The organism is Variovorax sp. F042, from assembly GCF_057814215.1.
Genome location: NZ_JBVASX010000002.1, coordinates 315786 through 331185 on the forward strand (window position 1 = coordinate 315786; position 15400 = coordinate 331185).

The following is a 15400-nucleotide window of genomic DNA, read 5'->3' on the forward strand; positions in this document are numbered from 1 at the left end:
AAGCGCATTGCCTTGTCAGTGCCCGGTGATGGTGCTAACGTCCTCTTACAAATTCTGGGCCTGAGCCGCCCCCTATCAGCATGACAAGACATCTGTTGCCTGCGGCCAGCCCATCGGCCGCTCGCCCGCCTCTGCCATCGAATGGCTGGCGCCTTTCCATCCTTGGCGCGGCGGCAGCCGTGGCCCTGGGCATCGTCAGCACCGACGCCAGCGCATTCGCGCTGGGTCAGCTGAAGGTGCAATCGGCGCTGGGCGAACCCTTGCGCGCCGAGATCGACGTGACCGAAATCGCCGCCAACGAGGCGGACGGTCTGAAGATCAACATCGCCACGGCCGAAGCTTTCAAGAGCGCGGGCGTTCCGTACAACTCGGCACTGAGCGACGTCAAGGCGACGCTTCAGCGCCGCGCCGGCGGCCAATACGTGGTGCGCTTGAGCGGTAACCGCCCGTTGAACGACCCGTTCATCGACCTGTTGCTCGAGGCCAACGGTTCGTCGGGCCGCATCGTGCGCGACTACACCGTGCTGCTCGATCCGCCGGCCACGCGCCAGGCGGCGGCACCGGCCACGCCCATTTCGCCCCAGATCGCCACGCCGACCGAACGCGTTGCCCCGGCAGCCCGTGCTCGCCGCGAGCGCCCTCCGGTGGTGCCGGCTGCGCCTTCGGCAGCCCCCTCTGCACCTGCGGCAGCTGCACCGGCGCCTGCGCCCGCTGCGGCAGCACCCGCCCCTGTCACCGCAGCCGCTCCGGCGGTTCGCAGCGGTGGCGGCGAACAAGTCACCGTTCAGCGCGGCGACACCGCCAGCAAGATCGCCGGCGCCCACAAGCCAGCCGACGTGTCGCTGGACCAGATGCTGGTGGCGCTGCTGCTCTCCAATCCCGATGCATTCGTCGGCGGCAACGTCAACCGCATGCGCGCCGGCGCGGTGCTCGACCTGCCGAGCGGTGCCGAGGCGGCCGCCATTCTGCCGGACGAAGCCCGCCGCACGGTTACGGCACAGAGCCGCGACTTCGGCGCCTACCGCCAGCGCCTGGCCGACAACGCGCCGACCTCGAATGTGGCCGCCGCCAGCCGCAAGGCCTCGGGCAAGCTGCAAGCCAACGTCGAAGACCGCAATGCAGCGGCCAGTGCCCCCGACAAGCTCACGATCTCGCAAGGCAACGCGGCCACCCGCGCCGCCGACGAGAAGGTCGCGCAGACCCGTCAGGCACAAGACAACAACAACCGCGTCGCGGAACTGTCGAAGAACATCAACGAGCTGAACAAGCTCAAGGCTGCAACGGGCGCCGGTTCGTCGGCACCTGCTGCCGCTGCACCGGCCGCACCGTCGACGCCGGGCATCCCGGTTCCGGCACCGACCACCAGTGCCACGACCGCTCCCCCGGTAGCAAGCCCTGCTCCGGCACCTGCCGCTGCACCAGTTCCGGCTCCCGCCCCCGTTGCAGCAGCCGCGCCAGCCGCTCCCGCCGCAGCAGCACCGAGCCCCACGCCCGAGGCAACGGCTGCAGCCCCTGCTGCTGCACCGGCTCCGACGGCCGAGGCCGCAGCCGCTGCCGCGCCAGCTGCAACCGACGCCGGTGCCGCTCCCGCAACCGCGGCAGCCAGCGCCGCAGTGGCCGCCGCTGCACCGAAACCAGCCGTGAAGAAGCCCGCTCCGCCACCCCCGCCGGAGCCCACCTTCCTCGAAGAACTGCTGGACAACCCGCTGATGCTGGCCGGCGCGGCGCTGATCGCGCTGCTGATCGGCTTCCTGCTGTACCGCGTGCTGGGCCGTCGGCGCGAGGAAATGAGCGAAAGCGTGTTCCTCGAAAGCCGCATCCCGAAGGACTCGTTCTTCGGCGCCAGCGGCGGTGAATCGGTCGACACCAAGCATCGCGGCGACTCCACCGTCTCGTCGCTGTCGTACTCGCCGAGCCAGCTCGACGCGGGCGACGTGGACCCCGTGGCCGAAGCCGACGTGTACCTGGCCTACGGCCGCGACCTGCAGGCCGAGGAAATCCTGCGTGAAGCGCTGCGCCTGAACCCCGACCGCACCGCCATCCACCTGAAGCTGCTCGAAATCCACGCCAAGCGCCGCGATGTGCGCGCCTACGAAGGCCTGGCTACCGAAGTGCACAAGCTGACCGGCGGCCTCGGCTCCGACTGGACCCGCGTGGTCGACATGGGCAAGGATCTCGATCCGGGCAACCCGCTGTACGAATCGGGCGCTCCCCGCAGCGGTGGCGGTGCCAGCGCTGCCGAGACGGCCGCCTTCGCAGGCGCCCTCGCTTCGGCCGCCAAGCCGGCAGCAGTTCCGCCTCCCGCAGCACCGCCAGTGGCCGTTGCGCCGCCTGCCTTCGTGCCCTCGGTGGCACCGCTGGACTTCGACCTCGACCTGACCACGCCGCCGGCACCCGCCCCTACGCCGGTCCAGCACGCACCGGTCGGCGCCAGCCTGCCGAAGTCGGTCTACGCGCCCGCTCCGACGACCGCGCGTCCCGCGCCGCCCCTGTCGAACGGCCACGCCGCAACGCCTGTCGATCTCGAGAACGATTTCGACACCGCCCCCGGCGCGCTGTCGGCAGACACGCTCCCCAGCTCGCTGAGCGATGCGGAACACAACACCCGCCCCGCCGCGCTGCGCAATGCGCTGCCGGCCGACTCGGGTTTCATCGAGTTCGACATGAGCGCACTGGCAGGCCTGCCGGCTGCCCGCTCGGCCGAAACTGCAAGGCCTGCGGCTACCGCGCCTGACGACGAAGGCGATGACAGCCCGCACGCCGTCAAGCTGTCGCTCGCTCGCGAACTGCAAGCCATCGGCGACGTCGAAGGCGCCCGTTCGCTGGTCGAGGAAGTCGAAGCCGAAAGCGCCGGCGACCTCAAGTCGCAAGCCCGTCAACTGCTCGCAGAACTGCGCTGAGCGATTGCCGCTCCTGTCGTTCTTCCTGAATTCGTGAGGCTGGCGCTCGGCATCCGGTACAACGGCCAAGCGTACGAGGGCTGGCAAAGCCAGCGCTCGGGCCGCACGGTGCAGGACAAGCTCGAAGCGGCCCTCACGAAGTTCGCCGCGCAGCCCATCGGCACGTTGTGCGCCGGACGCACCGATGCCGGCGTGCACGCGCTGATGCAGGTGGTGCACTTCGACACCACCGTCGAGCGCGAACCCTTCTCCTGGATGCGCGGCACCAACCGCTTCCTGCCCGACGACATCGCGGTGCAGTGGGCGCAGCCGGTGCCCGACGAATTCCACTGCCGTGCCAGCGCCCTGGCGCGCCGCTACCTCTACGTGCTTTCTCAATCGCCGGTGCGGCCCAGCCTCGATACGGGCCGGGTCGGCTGGTCGATGCATGCGCTCGACGGCGATGCGATGCGCGCCGCGGCCGCGCTGCTCGTTGGGCGGCACGACTTCAGTTCGTTCCGCGCCTCGGCCTGCCAGGCGCGCTCGCCAGTCAAGGACCTGCGGCGCATCGAGATCACGCGCGTGGGCGACGACGAACGCTGCCGCTGGCATTTCGAATTCGAAGCCGACGCCTTCCTGCACCACATGATCCGCAACCTGATGGGTTGCCTGGTGCGCATCGGCCGTGGCGACGAACCGCCCGAGTGGATTTCTGAAGTGCTCGAGGCGCGCAGCCGCAAGGTGGCGGCGCCCACCTTTTCCGCGGACGGCCTGTATTTCCTGGGCCCGTTGTACGACGCCAAGTGGGGTCTGCCGGCGGAAGCCACGCTGCAGGCCGGCGGGGCTCCGTATGATGGCCCGCCATGACCGCGCCTCCCGTTCCCCGCACCCGCATCAAGATCTGTGGCCTGACGCGTGAGGCCGACGTGGATGCGGCAGTCGAAGCCGGCGCCGACGCCATCGGCTTCGTGCTCTATGCGAAGAGCCCCCGCGCCGTGACACCCGAGCGCGCCGCCGAACTGGCCTCGCGCCTGCCCCCGTTCATCACGCCCGTGCTGCTGTTCGTGAACGAGGATGCTCCCAAAGTCATAGCAGCACTCAGCCGCGTGAAGGGCGCCATCGCGCAATTCCACGGCGAGGAGACGCCCGAACAGTGCGAAGAAGCCAGCGGTCCGGGGCGCTTTCGCTACATGCGCGCGGCCCGCATTCCGCTGGGGGCTGCCGGGGCCGGCTTCGACCTCGTAAAATACGCGTCCGATTACTCCCACGCCCAGGCCATCCTGCTCGACGCCCATGTCGAAGGTTATGGCGGTGGCGGCAAGGCATTCGATTGGTCACTTCTTCCACCCGCCGTCGACGCTCACCTCGTCTTGAGTGGTGGGCTCACACCTGCAAACGTGAGCGATGGCATTCGCATCCTGCGGACGCGCTGCAAGACGCTGTCCGTTGATGTGAGCTCGGGCGTCGAAATCGACGGTCCCGGGAACAAGGGCCTCAAGGACGCCGGAAAGATCCGGCAATTCGTCGCAGCCGTCAGGGCTGCCGACGCGTCCTTCTCCAGTTAGCCGCCGCAGCCGATCGTTGTCGGGCTGCGGCTCACCGATCGAGAACCATGCAAAGCCAATTCCAGGACTACCAGCAACCCGATGCCACCGGCCATTTCGGCAACTACGGCGGCACCTTCGCGAGCGAAACGCTCACCCACGCGATCAACGAACTGCGCGACGCGTATGCGAAGTTCAAAGACGATCCGGCGTTTCTCGCCGAATTCCACTATGAGCTGAAGCACTTCGTCGGCCGCCCCTCGCCGATCTACCACGCCGCACGCACCAGCCGTGAAATGGGCGGCGCGCAGATCTACCTGAAGCGCGAAGACCTGAACCACACCGGCGCGCACAAGATCAACAACGTGATCGGCCAGGCGATGCTTGCTCGCCGCATGGGCAAGCCCCGCGTCATTGCCGAAACCGGCGCCGGCCAGCACGGCGTGGCCACCGCCACCATCTGCGCGCGCTATGGCCTCGAATGCGTGGTCTACATGGGTAGCCAGGACGTGAAGCGCCAGAGCCCCAACGTCTACCGCATGAACCTGCTCGGCGCGACCGTGGTGCCCGTCGAATCCGGCAGCAAGACGCTGAAGGACGCGCTCAACGAGGCGATGCGCGACTGGGTCACCAATGTGGAAAACACCTTCTACATCATCGGCACCGTCGCCGGCCCGCACCCCTATCCGACGATGGTGCGCGACTTCCAGAGCGTGATCGGCACCGAGTGCATCGAGCAGATGCCGGCCATGCTCGCGGCCGACGGCATCACCGGCGAGGCCGAGGGCAGGCAGCCCGACGTGGTCGTCGCCTGCGTGGGCGGCGGCAGCAACGCCATGGGCATCTTCCATCCCTACATCCCGTTCGCTGGCACTCGCCTGATCGGCGTGGAAGCGGCTGGCGAAGGGCTCGACAGCGGCAAGCACTCGGCGTCGATCCTGCGCGGCAGCCCCGGCGTGCTGCACGGCAACCGCACCTACCTGCTGCAGAACGAGGACGGGCAGATCACCGAGACCCACAGCATCAGCGCGGGCCTCGACTACCCAGGCGTGGGCCCCGAGCACGCGTACCTGGCCGACATCGGCCGCGCCGAATACGTCGGCATCACCGACACCGAAGCGCTCGAAGCCTTCCACTACCTGTGCCGAACGGAGGGCATCATCCCCGCGCTCGAATCCAGCCATGCCCTGGCCCATGCAATGAAGCTCGCCAAGACCATGCGCCCCGACCAGTCGATCCTGGTGAACCTCTCGGGCCGCGGCGACAAGGACATCGGCACCGTCGCCGACCTGTCGGGCGTCGATTTCTACGACCGGCCCTCGATGCGCGGTCTGAGCGTGAAGGGAGGCAAGTGATGAGCCGCATTGCCGCCACCTTCGACGCGCTGAAAAAAGACGGCCGTCGCGCCCTGATTCCCTACGTGACCGCCGGCTTCCCCTTCGCCGACATCACGCCCGAGCTGATGCACGGCATGGTCGAGGCCGGAGCCGACGTGATCGAGCTGGGCGTGCCCTTCTCCGACCCCATGGCCGACGGGCCCGTGATCCAGAAAGCCGGCGAAGCCGCGCTGGCATTGGGCATCGGCATGAAGCAGGTGCTCGCCATCGTGGCCGCCTTCCGCCAGAAGGACTCGACGACGCCCGTGGTGCTGATGGGCTATGCCAACCCGGTCGAGCGCTACGACCTCGTGCACGGCAAGAAAGCCTTCATCCGCGATGCGGTCGCCGCCGGCGTCGACGGCCTGCTGGTGGTCGACTACCCGCCGGAAGAGTGCGAAGACTTCGCCGCCGAACTGAAGGCTGCCGGCATCGACCTGATCTTCCTACTGGCCCCGACCAGCACCGACGAGCGCATGGCGCAGGTCGCGCGCATCGCCAGCGGCTACGTCTACTACGTGTCGCTCAAGGGCGTGACGGGCGCTGGCCACCTCGACACCGAGGCGGTCGGCCAGATGGTCCCGCGCATCCGCCAGCACTTGAGCATCCCGGTCGGCGTGGGTTTCGGCATCCGCGATGCGCGCACGGCGCAGGCGGTCGGATCGGCCGCGGATGCGGTCATCATCGGCACCAAGATCATTCAACTCATCGAAGACCAGCCCCGCGAGCGGGTGGTGCCGGCGGTGCGCGAATTCCTTGCGGGCATCCGCGAGGCGCTCGACGCGCTGCCTGCCGCCACGGCCAAGAACGCGGCTGGTCGATAATCACCGCCAACACAAGGAGCCCCTTATGAGCTGGCTTGAAAAACTGCTACCCGCCAAGATCGCACAAACCGACCCGTCCGAGCGCCGCCAGGTGCCCGAGGGCCTGTGGATCAAATGCCCCGCCTGCGAGACCGTTCTGTACAAGACCGATCTCGAGCACAACCAGAACGTCTGCCCCAGCTGCAGCCACCACCATCGCATCGGCGCCCGCGCGCGGCTCGACGCGTTCCTCGATGCCGAGGGCCGCTATGAAGTCGGCCAGGAAGTGCTGCCGGTCGACGCCCTGAAGTTCAAGGACAGCCGCAAGTACCCCGAGCGCCTGAAGGAAGCCCTGGAAAACACCGGCGAAACCGATGCGCTGGTCGTCATGGGCGGCTCGGTCCACAGCATCAGCGTGGTCGTGGCCTGCTTCGAGTTCGAATTCATGGGCGGCAGCATGGGCAGCGTGGTCGGCGAGCGCTTCGTGCGCGGCGTCGAGACCGCCATCGAGCAGAAGGTGCCCTTCATCTGCTTCACCGCCACCGGCGGTGCGCGCATGCAGGAAGGCCTGCTCTCGCTGATGCAGATGGCCAAGACGAATGCCGCGCTCACGCGCCTGGCGAAGAAAGGCCTGCCCTACATCAGCGTGCTGACCGACCCGACCATGGGCGGCGTGTCGGCAGGCTTCGCCTTCGTGGGCGACGTGGTGATCGCCGAGCCCAAGGCGCTGATCGGCTTTGCCGGCCCGCGCGTGATCGAATCGACCGTGCGCGTGACGCTGCCCGAGGGCTTCCAGCGCGCCGAGTTCCTGCAGACCAAGGGCGCCATCGACTTCATCAGCGACCGCCGCGAACTGCGCAAGACCATCGCCAGCACGCTGGCCATGCTGCTGCGCCAGCCGGCCGACGCGGTCAGCTGAGCGAAACAGGGCAAAAGCAAAAGGGCCCGGGTGCGATGCATCCGGGCCCTTTTTTATTTTTGCTTCAGAAAGTCAGTTGATAGGCAAACACCAGCAGGTTGCCCAGCACGATCGCGATCACCTGCAGCACGACGATGGCGGCCAACGGCGACAGGTCGACCCCGCCGATCAGCGGAATGAAGCGGCGAAACGGCCGCACCAGCGGCTCGGCCAGGCGCGAGATCAGGTCGAGCAGCATCGGCGAGGCGTTTGGAATCCACGACAGCACCGCGTAGACCACCAGCAGCGCGGTCAGGCCGGAAACCGCCAATTGCATCAGCCCGACCAGCGACACCAGCGGCAAGGTCGCGATGCGCCCCAGGTTGCCCACCAGCAGCCACAGCAGCAGAAACTTCAGCATCACCAGCAGCCAGGCCGCGATCAGGCTTGCCATGTCCCAGCGCTTCACCGCGGGCACGATGCGCCGCAGCGGCAGCACGATCCAGTCGGTGATGGCGAACACGAAGCGCCCGAGCGGATTGCCGAACGGCACCCGGTGGTACTGCATGTAGAGCCGCAGCAGACATGCGCCGCCGAGGAGGCCGACGATCACGTCGAGAAGGAACGAGGGAATCTGATAGAGCATGGGGCGTGGCCGTGAGCGGAATGCGATGATAGCCACGCAAGGCTCTTCGATGACGACACAACCCTTTTTGCATTCACTGCCATTGTTCCCGCTCGGTACGGTCCTGTTTCCGGGTGGCCTTCTTCCACTGCGCATCTTCGAGGTTCGCTATCTCGACATGATCGGCAAGTGCCGCAAGGCCGACGCGCCCTTCGGTGTGGTGAGCCTCACCAGCGGCAGCGAAGTGCGCAAGGCCGGCGCCGATGCGGAAAGCTTCGCCGCCATCGGCACGCTGGCCATGATCCGCGAGTTCGAATCGCCGCAGAGCGGCCTGCTGCAGATCGAATGCGTGGGCACGCAACGCTTTCGGGTTCGCAGCAATGAGCTGCAGAAGCACGGCCTGTGGGTAGCCGAAGTCGAGGCCGTGAGCGACGACGTCGCGCTTGAAATCCCCGACGACCTGCGGCACACCGCCACCGCGCTGCAGCGCCTGATCGACACGCTGGAAGAGCGCCGGCGTGCGCAAGGCGAAGCGGTGCGGCTGCCCATCGGCGCGCCCTATCAGCTCAACGATTGCGGCTGGGTGGCCAACCGTTGGTGCGAACTGGTGCCGATGCAACTCGAACTGCGCCAGCGCCTGATGGAGCTCGACAGTCCGTTGATGCGGCTCGAACTGGTCAGCGATCTGCTCGCACGCACGGGCATCACTGAATAGTCCGCTACTTTTTTTGTAGCACATTGCGCAGGATTGACGGGCGCTGGGCGCAGGTTTTATTCAAACCCGATGGGCTAAAATGCCAGCCCCGCGCACGCTCCCGGATGCGCGCCACCCGCCTCCCATGTCCGATCAAAAGACCCCCTCGCCTCCTCCGCCCCCCGTCGACGAAAACCAGCTCATCGCAGAACGCCGCGAAAAGCTCAAGCTGCTGCGCACGGCGCAGGCCGAGGGCAAAGGCGTTGCGTTCCCGAACGACTTCAAGCCTGGCCACCGTGCGGCGGCACTCGCCGAGGCGCATGACGCCACCGAGGCCGAAGCCCTCGAGGCGCAAGCCGTTGCAGTGAGCGTAGCCGGCCGGATGATGCTCAAGCGCGTGATGGGCAAGGCCAGCTTCGCCACCCTGCAAGATGCCACCAGCCGCATCCAGCTCTACGTGACGCGCGACGCGGTCGGCGAAGACATCTACGCCGACTTCAAGCGCTGGGACCTGGGTGACATCGTTGGCGCCGAAGGCACGCTGATGAAGACCAAGACCGGCGAGCTGTCGGTCAAGGTGACCAAGCTGCGCCTGCTCACCAAGAGCCTGCGCCCGCTGCCCGACAAGTTTCACGGCATGGCCGACCAGGAGCAGAAGTACCGCCAGCGCTACGTCGACCTGATCACCGACGAATCGGCACGCGTGCGCTTCACCGCGCGCAGCAAGGCCGTGAGCGCGCTGCGCGAGTTCATGGTGGCCAACGACTTCCTCGAAGTCGAGACGCCCATGCTGCACCCGATTCCGGGCGGCGCGAACGCCAAGCCCTTCAAGACGCACCACAACGCGCTCGACCAGGAGATGTTCCTTCGCATCGCGCCCGAGCTGTACCTCAAGCGCCTGATCGTCGGCGGCTTCGAGCGCGTCTTCGAAATCAACCGGAGCTACCGCAACGAGGGCATCTCGGTGCGGCACAACCCCGAGTTCACGATGATGGAGTTCTACGCGGCCTACTGGAACTACCGCGACCTGATGGACTTCACCGAGACGCTGATCCGCACCATCGCCGACAAGGCCGTGGGCACGCAGCAGCTCACCTACCAAGGCAAGCCGGTCGACCTGACCCAGCCCTTCGAGCGCCTGACGATCCGCGAGGCGATCCTGAAGTACACCGAGGCCGGTGATGGCGTCGACGACGCCGCCTGGCTCATCAACGCCCTGCGCAAGATCGGCCTGAGCGAAGAGAAGGACAAGCTCTCGCAGCGCAGTTTGGCCAGCCTGCAGGTGATGTACTTCGAGGAGACTGTGGAAGAGAAGCTCTGGCAGCCGACCTTCATCATGGAGCACCCGACCGAGATCTCGCCGCTGGCGCGCGCCAACGACGAGCGCCCCGAGGTCACCGAACGCTTCGAGCTGTACATCACCGGCCGCGAGTTCGGCAACGGCTTCAGCGAGCTGAACGACGCCGAGGACCAGGCCGCGCGCTTCAACGCGCAGGTGGCCGCCAAGGACAGCGGCGACGACGAAGCCATGTACTACGACCACGACTTCGTGCGTGCGCTCGAATACGGCATGCCGCCCACCGGCGGCTGCGGCATCGGCATCGACCGGCTGATGATGCTGCTGACGGATTCGCCGAGCATTCGCGACGTGATCCTGTTCCCGGCGCTGCGCAGGGAATCTTGAGCGTGTTGTCACCGTCGTCGCTGCCGACGATCGGCATCGACTTCGGCACCTCCAACTCCGCCGTGGCCTGCCGGGTCGATGGCGAGGCCCGCCTGTTGCCCATCGAAGGCGCGGCCACCACCCTGCCCACCGCGATCTTCTTCAACGCCGAAGACCGCACGACCCACTTCGGCCGCGACGCCATCGGCCAGTACCTCTCGGGCACCGAAGGCCGCCTGATGCGCTCGCTGAAGAGCCTGCTCGGCAGCGCGCTGATGCAGGAGAAGACCGCGATCTACGACGGCCTCGTGAGCTTCGAGGACATCATCGCGCGCTTCCTGCGCGAACTGGCCGTGCGCGCCAGCCGCGAGCTCGGCCGGATGCCCGAGCGCGTGGTGATCGGACGGCCCGTGCATTTCGTGGACGACGATGCCAGGCGCGACGAGCGTGCCGAAGAGAGCCTGCGCCACGCAGCGCGCGCGGCGGGGTTCCGCGAGATCGCCTTCCAGCTCGAACCTATTGCGGCCGCCTTCGACTACGAGCAGCGCATCGTCAAAGAGTCGATCGTGCTCATCGTCGACATCGGCGGCGGCACCTCTGACTTCACCGTTGTGCGCGTCGGCCCCGAGCGCGCCGCGCGCGAGGACCGCAGCGACGACGTACTGGCCACCAGCGGCGTGCACATCGGCGGCACCGACTTCGACCAGCGCCTGAACCTCGAGCGCGTGATGCCGCAATTCGGCTTTCGCCACCACGGCCCGCAGGGACGCGAAGTGCCGAGCAAGGTGTTCTTCGAGCTTTCGTCCTGGCACCTGATCAACTGGCTCTATGCTGCCAAAGCGGTGCGCCAGGCAAAGGACTTACGCACAAGCTACAGCGACACACAACTGCACGATCGGCTGATGACCGTGCTCGAAGAGCGGCACGGGCATCGCATCGCGAGTGCGGTGGAAGCGGCCAAGATCGATGCCTCGGTGACCGATGCGGCGACGGCCATCGACCTCTCCTGCGCCGAACACGGGCTGGTGGCCTCGCTCACGCCGGACGATATGGCACAGCAGCTGGCCGGACCGCTCGAGAACGTGATCGCGTGCGCACACGCCTGCGTCAAGCGCGCGGGCCTGCGCAGCGGCGACCTCGACGCGATCTACCTCACCGGCGGCTCTTCTGCGTTGCGCCCATTCCAGCACGCGCTGCGCAAGAGCTTCGCGGGCGTGAACCTGGTCGAGGGCGACCTGTTCGGCGGCGTGGCCACGGGGCTGGCCTGCGCGGCGCGCACGGAGCGCCGTCGCGCATGAAATACCTGGCGGGCTATCCGGCGCCCCTGCTGGACCAGGTCCGCCAGCTGATCGCCGAGGACAAGCTCGCCGTGCTGCTCGGCAAGCGCTATCCGGACGGAGTGCACAACGTGCAGACCGACCGCGCGCTCTACGAGTACGTGAACGAGCTCAAGAGCGAGTTCATGCGCAAGGCCGAACCGCTGTCGAAGGTGATGTTCGACAACAAGCTGCACGTGATCCGCAACGCGCTGGGCACGCACACCACGGTGTCGCGCGTGCAGGGCGGGAAGCTCAAGGCCAAGCGGGAGATCCGGGTGGCGAGCCTGTTCAAGGGCGTGCCGCTGGCCTGGTTGCGGATGATCGTCGTGCACGAACTTGCCCACATGAAGGAGCGGGAGCACGACAAGGCCTTCTATGCGTTGTGCACGCACATGGAGCCGGACTACCAGCAGCTTGAATTCGACCTGCGGCTGTATCTGACGCACCTGGACATGAACGGCCGTCGGCTCTGGGACGCCAGCTCCCGGCCCTGATCAGTCGGACGCGAAGAACGCGGACAGCTCGCGCGCCAGCACCTCGACCTCTTCCTGGGATATGGTCTCGATGGCATGCGACGCACGCAGGTTCTCGGTGCCATGAAGGCTCTCGATCAATTCATTGCGCGAACCCGAATCGTGGTGCAAGTGGAAAAGGGGCACGTGCATCGAGTGCCAACGCAGACCCAGCCGCCCTGCCCTGCGCAGCAGTTCATCGTCCTCGCCGCCCCATCCTTCCAGGCGTGCGTTGTACCCGCCGACTCGGATGTACTCGCTGCGCTTGAACAGCACGATGCCCCCATTGGCATTCGAGTACAGCACGCCGGCATCCGGAGGCAGTTGCTCCACGTCGATCGATGCGAATCGGGCGTAGTCGGGCAACTGCATGAAATCGCGCTTGAGTTCACCCGTCACGTTGATGACGCTCCAGTAGGGGCACAGCACCTCGCTGCTGTCCCGGTCCAGCAGCACATCGACACAGCCACGCAGCGTTGAAGGCTGGGCAATGGAATCGGCGTCGTGGAAGCAGATCACAGGGCTGCGGGCCAGCCGGACGCCCGTGTTGTAGAGCATCGACTTGGGAAACGGCCCACCGTGATGGATGAAGACATGCCGGATCTTCGGATCGCACAGCCGCTGCCAGTCGAAGCGCGGCGCCGTCGCCGCCTCCATCAACCACAGCCGGTAGTCGGTATAGGTGTAGGCCAGATGCGCCAGCACGGCATAGAGGTTCTCGCGCCGCTCTTCGGTCGCCTCCCTGTACGAAACGATGATGTCTATATCGCGAAGGGAGATCTTGTCGGTTGCCGTCATGAAACAACGTCCGTCAGAAGGGGCGGTACAGCACGACGTTGTGTTCGTCGGCCGGCTCCTTGTAGCGCGTGTCATGAATCGTCAGGTTGACGGCCTGCTTCTTGTCGCTGGAATGGTCGTTGAAAATTCCCGCTCCATTGACCGCACTCACTACCTCTGCCAGACCCGGCCCAGCCCAGTTGTCGTGCCCCCTGAGCAGATAGAAGTGCATCACGCCGCACTGCTGGTGCGCCCAGTAGTCGTGCCAGCCGAACGAATCGGGACGCCACAGCGAGTTGTGACCTTCGAAGAAGATGGGACGGCTCATCGGCATGCATTCCGGCGTGGAAATGATGAGATAGCGGGAGCGGTAGTTGAGAAATTCCAGCAGGTCGCGGCCTTGCGAATGGAGCATGTGCTCGATGACATCGCCCAGGATCACTACGTCGTAGAGATCGCCGCTGCGTTCATAGAGCTTGTCGGCCGCGATCGGAAGAATCTGGTGGTAGCCGACCTCGCGCAGTTGAGGGAACGCCACTTCGTCACACTCCAGCGCGGTCAGCTCGCATTCGGGCACGACGTTCTTGAGCAAGGCTCCATATTTGCCGCCCCCGGCACCGATGTCCAGGATGCGCTTGGGATTGATCGTCTTGACGACGTGCTGCGTCAAGCTGTCGAAAGTCAGCCAGGATTCGCCGATGTGCGCCATGAGAAATGTCCCCCGAAACTGCCCGATTCAGAACATTTGACTCTATAGGACGGCGCGGCTGACTTATCTGGCGTATTTGCCAGCTTGTTCACAAATGCGCCAATTCCGGATCGGCTGGACAGCCTTCAAACGTCCGTCATCCGCCTCGCATCGCGGTACCCGCGCGAAGCGACGAGCGTCGACCAATCGGGTGCGGCGCCCTGCGGCAGCAGCGCCTGGCGGCGCGCTTCGCTGCTCGCGTCCGGCAGCCATCGGCCCGCGCGCGCGGCAGCCTCGAAGCCCTCGAGAAAGTCGTCGAGCAGGCTCCCCTCGCCGATGCTCTGGTTGCACAGCAGCGCCATGTCGCATCCGGCTTCCAGCGCGGTCAGCGCCGCATCGGTATAGCTGAGCAGCCGGCCATCGATGTAACGGCCCGCCTCCATGCTCAGGTCGTCGCTGAACACGGCGCCGTCGAAGGCAAAGCGCTGCCGCAGGATCGCCTTGAGCCATTTCGACGAAAACCCCGCCGGCCGCTTGTCGACCTTCGGATAGATCACGTGCGCCGGCATCACCGCGCCGAGCGTGCCCGACAGCCAGTCGTACGGCCGTGCGTCGTCGTCAAGGATGGCCTTGAGGCCGCGCTTGTCCACCGGGATCTCGACATGCGAATCGGCCTGCACGAAGCCATGCCCCGGAAAATGCTTGCCGCAGTTGCGCATGCCCATCTGCAGCATGCCGTGCATCACGCTCTTGGCCAGCAGCGCCACCACGCGCGGATCGCGATGAAAGCTGCGGCTGCCGATGACGCTGCTGCCGCCGTAGTCCAGGTCGAGCACCGGCGCAAAGCTGAAGTCGACGCCGCAGGCGCGCAACTCGCCCGCCAGCACCTGTCCGACCGCGGTCGCGGTCTGGGTGGCGCGCATGGCGTCGCGCATCCACAGCTCGCCGAGTGCGCGCATCGACGGCAGGTGCGTGAAGCCGTCGGTGCGAAAGCGCTGCACGCGGCCGCCCTCGTGGTCGACGCAGATCAGCAGGTCGGGGCGGATCGCCTTGATCTCGGCATTGAGCGCGGTCATCTGCGCGCGGTCCTGCCAGTTGCGGGCGAAATGGATCACTCCGCCGACCAGCGGATTGGCGAGGCGACGGCGGTCGGCGTCGTTGAGCTCGGTAGCCGCCACATCGATGATCAGCGGCGCATGGGGGCGAGCGGCGGGCCCGGCAGTCATAGCTTCTCCACCACCACGAAGCTCGCGGCGTATTCGGTTTCGTCAGTCACGGTCACATGGGCCGTGAGGCCCTGCGCCTCGAACCAGTCCTTCAGGCCGCCATGCAGCACGATGACGGGCTTGCCACTGCGCAGGTTGGCGATCTCGCACAGGCGCCAGCTCATGGGCATGCGCATGCCCAGGCCGATGGCCTTGCTGAAGGCCTCCTTGGCGGAGAAGCGGGTCGCCAGATAACTCAGGCCGCGCTTGGGCCAGCGTTCGCTGCGAGCCTTCCAGACTGCGAATTCAGCGTCGCTCAGCACCTTGCGGGCAAAGCGTTCGCCCTGGCGCTCGAAGGTCGCGGCAATGCGACGCAGGTCGCAGATGTCGGTGCCAATGCCGTAGATCATGCGGCGC

General features: G+C 66.5%; 15 protein-coding genes. 10 read left to right on the forward strand and 5 right to left on the reverse strand.

Features of this window, described 5'->3' with window-relative positions; translation table 11 throughout:
* Window positions 1–80: 80 nt before the first annotated feature.
* From ACZYSP_RS09975 to accD, 6 genes are read left to right on the forward strand one after another with little or no spacing between them, the layout of a single operon-like run.
* Window positions 81–2900, forward strand: coding sequence for a FimV/HubP family polar landmark protein (locus ACZYSP_RS09975; RefSeq protein WP_489014051.1), 2820 nt, complete (start codon window positions 81–83; stop codon window positions 2898–2900).
* A 33-nt stretch (window positions 2901–2933) separates the two neighbouring features.
* Complete coding sequence (truA, locus tag ACZYSP_RS09980; protein ID WP_489014053.1) at window positions 2934–3746, forward strand: tRNA pseudouridine(38-40) synthase TruA; 813 nt, start codon at window positions 2934–2936, stop codon at window positions 3744–3746.
* Window positions 3743–4444, forward strand: coding sequence for a phosphoribosylanthranilate isomerase (locus ACZYSP_RS09985; protein ID WP_093049489.1), 702 nt, complete (start codon window positions 3743–3745; stop codon window positions 4442–4444). Before truA ends, ACZYSP_RS09985 begins: the two co-directional genes overlap by 4 nt.
* Window positions 4445–4491: 47 nt before the next feature.
* A complete protein-coding gene (gene trpB / locus ACZYSP_RS09990) occupies window positions 4492–5778 on the forward strand; it encodes a tryptophan synthase subunit beta (RefSeq protein ID WP_489014055.1) in 1287 nt (428 codons plus the stop codon).
* Window positions 5778–6623, forward strand: coding sequence for a tryptophan synthase subunit alpha (gene trpA / locus ACZYSP_RS09995; RefSeq protein ID WP_093049483.1), 846 nt, complete (start codon window positions 5778–5780; stop codon window positions 6621–6623). The genes trpB and trpA overlap by 1 nt, the downstream gene beginning before the upstream one ends.
* A gap of 25 nt (window positions 6624–6648) precedes the next feature.
* Complete coding sequence (gene accD / locus ACZYSP_RS10000) at window positions 6649–7521, forward strand: acetyl-CoA carboxylase, carboxyltransferase subunit beta (RefSeq protein WP_012746558.1); 873 nt, start codon at window positions 6649–6651, stop codon at window positions 7519–7521.
* 64 nt (window positions 7522–7585) lie between these two features.
* Here the strand turns inward: accD and ACZYSP_RS10005 are convergent, their stop codons facing one another.
* Window positions 7586–8146: a YggT family protein gene (locus ACZYSP_RS10005; RefSeq protein WP_093049480.1), complete on the reverse strand. Its 561-nt coding sequence runs from the start codon at window positions 8144–8146 to the stop codon at window positions 7586–7588.
* Between the two features lie 49 nt (window positions 8147–8195).
* Between ACZYSP_RS10005 and ACZYSP_RS10010 the strand changes: the two genes are divergently transcribed.
* From ACZYSP_RS10010 to ACZYSP_RS10025, 4 genes are all read left to right on the forward strand, one after another.
* Window positions 8196–8840, forward strand: a complete 645-nt coding sequence (locus ACZYSP_RS10010; protein WP_256216697.1) for an LON peptidase substrate-binding domain-containing protein — start codon at window positions 8196–8198, stop codon at window positions 8838–8840.
* A gap of 124 nt (window positions 8841–8964) precedes the next feature.
* Window positions 8965–10503, forward strand: coding sequence for a lysine--tRNA ligase (lysS, locus tag ACZYSP_RS10015; RefSeq protein WP_093075573.1), 1539 nt, complete (start codon window positions 8965–8967; stop codon window positions 10501–10503).
* The gene (locus ACZYSP_RS10020; RefSeq protein WP_371258797.1) at window positions 10500–11780 is read left to right on the forward strand and encodes an Hsp70 family protein; all 1281 of its coding nucleotides are present in this window, start codon (window positions 10500–10502) and stop codon (window positions 11778–11780) included. The genes lysS and ACZYSP_RS10020 overlap by 4 nt, the downstream gene beginning before the upstream one ends.
* On the forward strand, window positions 11777–12295 hold the full coding sequence (locus tag ACZYSP_RS10025; RefSeq protein ID WP_093075576.1) for a M48 metallopeptidase family protein: 519 nt from the start codon (window positions 11777–11779) through the stop codon (window positions 12293–12295). The genes ACZYSP_RS10020 and ACZYSP_RS10025 overlap by 4 nt, the downstream gene beginning before the upstream one ends.
* On the opposite strand, the gene ACZYSP_RS10030 is transcribed toward ACZYSP_RS10025, so the two are convergent.
* From ACZYSP_RS10030 to acpS, 4 genes are all read right to left on the reverse strand, one after another.
* Window positions 12296–13111 carry a glycosyltransferase family 2 protein gene (locus ACZYSP_RS10030; RefSeq protein ID WP_177192747.1) on the reverse strand — a complete coding sequence of 272 codons (816 nt, stop codon included), beginning with the start codon at window positions 13109–13111 and terminating at the stop codon, window positions 12296–12298.
* Between the two features lie 13 nt (window positions 13112–13124).
* Complete coding sequence (locus ACZYSP_RS10035) at window positions 13125–13799, reverse strand: class I SAM-dependent methyltransferase (RefSeq protein ID WP_093075580.1); 675 nt, start codon at window positions 13797–13799, stop codon at window positions 13125–13127.
* 125 nt (window positions 13800–13924) lie between these two features.
* Window positions 13925–15004, reverse strand: coding sequence for a beta-N-acetylhexosaminidase (gene nagZ / locus ACZYSP_RS10040; RefSeq protein WP_093049463.1), 1080 nt, complete (start codon window positions 15002–15004; stop codon window positions 13925–13927).
* Window positions 15001–15393 (reverse strand): holo-ACP synthase, encoded by a 393-nt coding sequence (acpS, locus tag ACZYSP_RS10045; protein WP_093049461.1) that lies wholly within the window; start codon window positions 15391–15393, stop codon window positions 15001–15003. The genes nagZ and acpS overlap by 4 nt, the downstream gene beginning before the upstream one ends.
* Between the last annotated feature and the right edge of the window lie 7 nt (window positions 15394–15400).

Coding starts and splice junctions, on each gene's coding strand:
- nagZ (WP_093049463.1), bottom strand. CDS start 15,004: ATGACTGCCGGGCCCGCCGCTCGCCCCCATGCGCCGCTGATCATCGAT.
- ACZYSP_RS10010 (WP_256216697.1), top strand. CDS start 8,196: ATGACGACACAACCCTTTTTGCATTCACTGCCATTGTTCCCGCTCGGT.
- acpS (WP_093049461.1), bottom strand. CDS start 15,393: ATGATCTACGGCATTGGCACCGACATCTGCGACCTGCGTCGCATTGCC.
- accD (WP_012746558.1), top strand. CDS start 6,649: ATGAGCTGGCTTGAAAAACTGCTACCCGCCAAGATCGCACAAACCGAC.
- ACZYSP_RS10030 (WP_177192747.1), bottom strand. CDS start 13,111: ATGACGGCAACCGACAAGATCTCCCTTCGCGATATAGACATCATCGTT.
- ACZYSP_RS10035 (WP_093075580.1), bottom strand. CDS start 13,799: ATGGCGCACATCGGCGAATCCTGGCTGACTTTCGACAGCTTGACGCAG.
- ACZYSP_RS09985 (WP_093049489.1), top strand. CDS start 3,743: ATGACCGCGCCTCCCGTTCCCCGCACCCGCATCAAGATCTGTGGCCTG.
- ACZYSP_RS10005 (WP_093049480.1), bottom strand. CDS start 8,146: ATGCTCTATCAGATTCCCTCGTTCCTTCTCGACGTGATCGTCGGCCTC.
- trpB (WP_489014055.1), top strand. CDS start 4,492: ATGCAAAGCCAATTCCAGGACTACCAGCAACCCGATGCCACCGGCCAT.
- lysS (WP_093075573.1), top strand. CDS start 8,965: ATGTCCGATCAAAAGACCCCCTCGCCTCCTCCGCCCCCCGTCGACGAA.
- ACZYSP_RS09975 (WP_489014051.1), top strand. CDS start 81: ATGACAAGACATCTGTTGCCTGCGGCCAGCCCATCGGCCGCTCGCCCG.
- ACZYSP_RS10025 (WP_093075576.1), top strand. CDS start 11,777: ATGAAATACCTGGCGGGCTATCCGGCGCCCCTGCTGGACCAGGTCCGC.
- trpA (WP_093049483.1), top strand. CDS start 5,778: ATGAGCCGCATTGCCGCCACCTTCGACGCGCTGAAAAAAGACGGCCGT.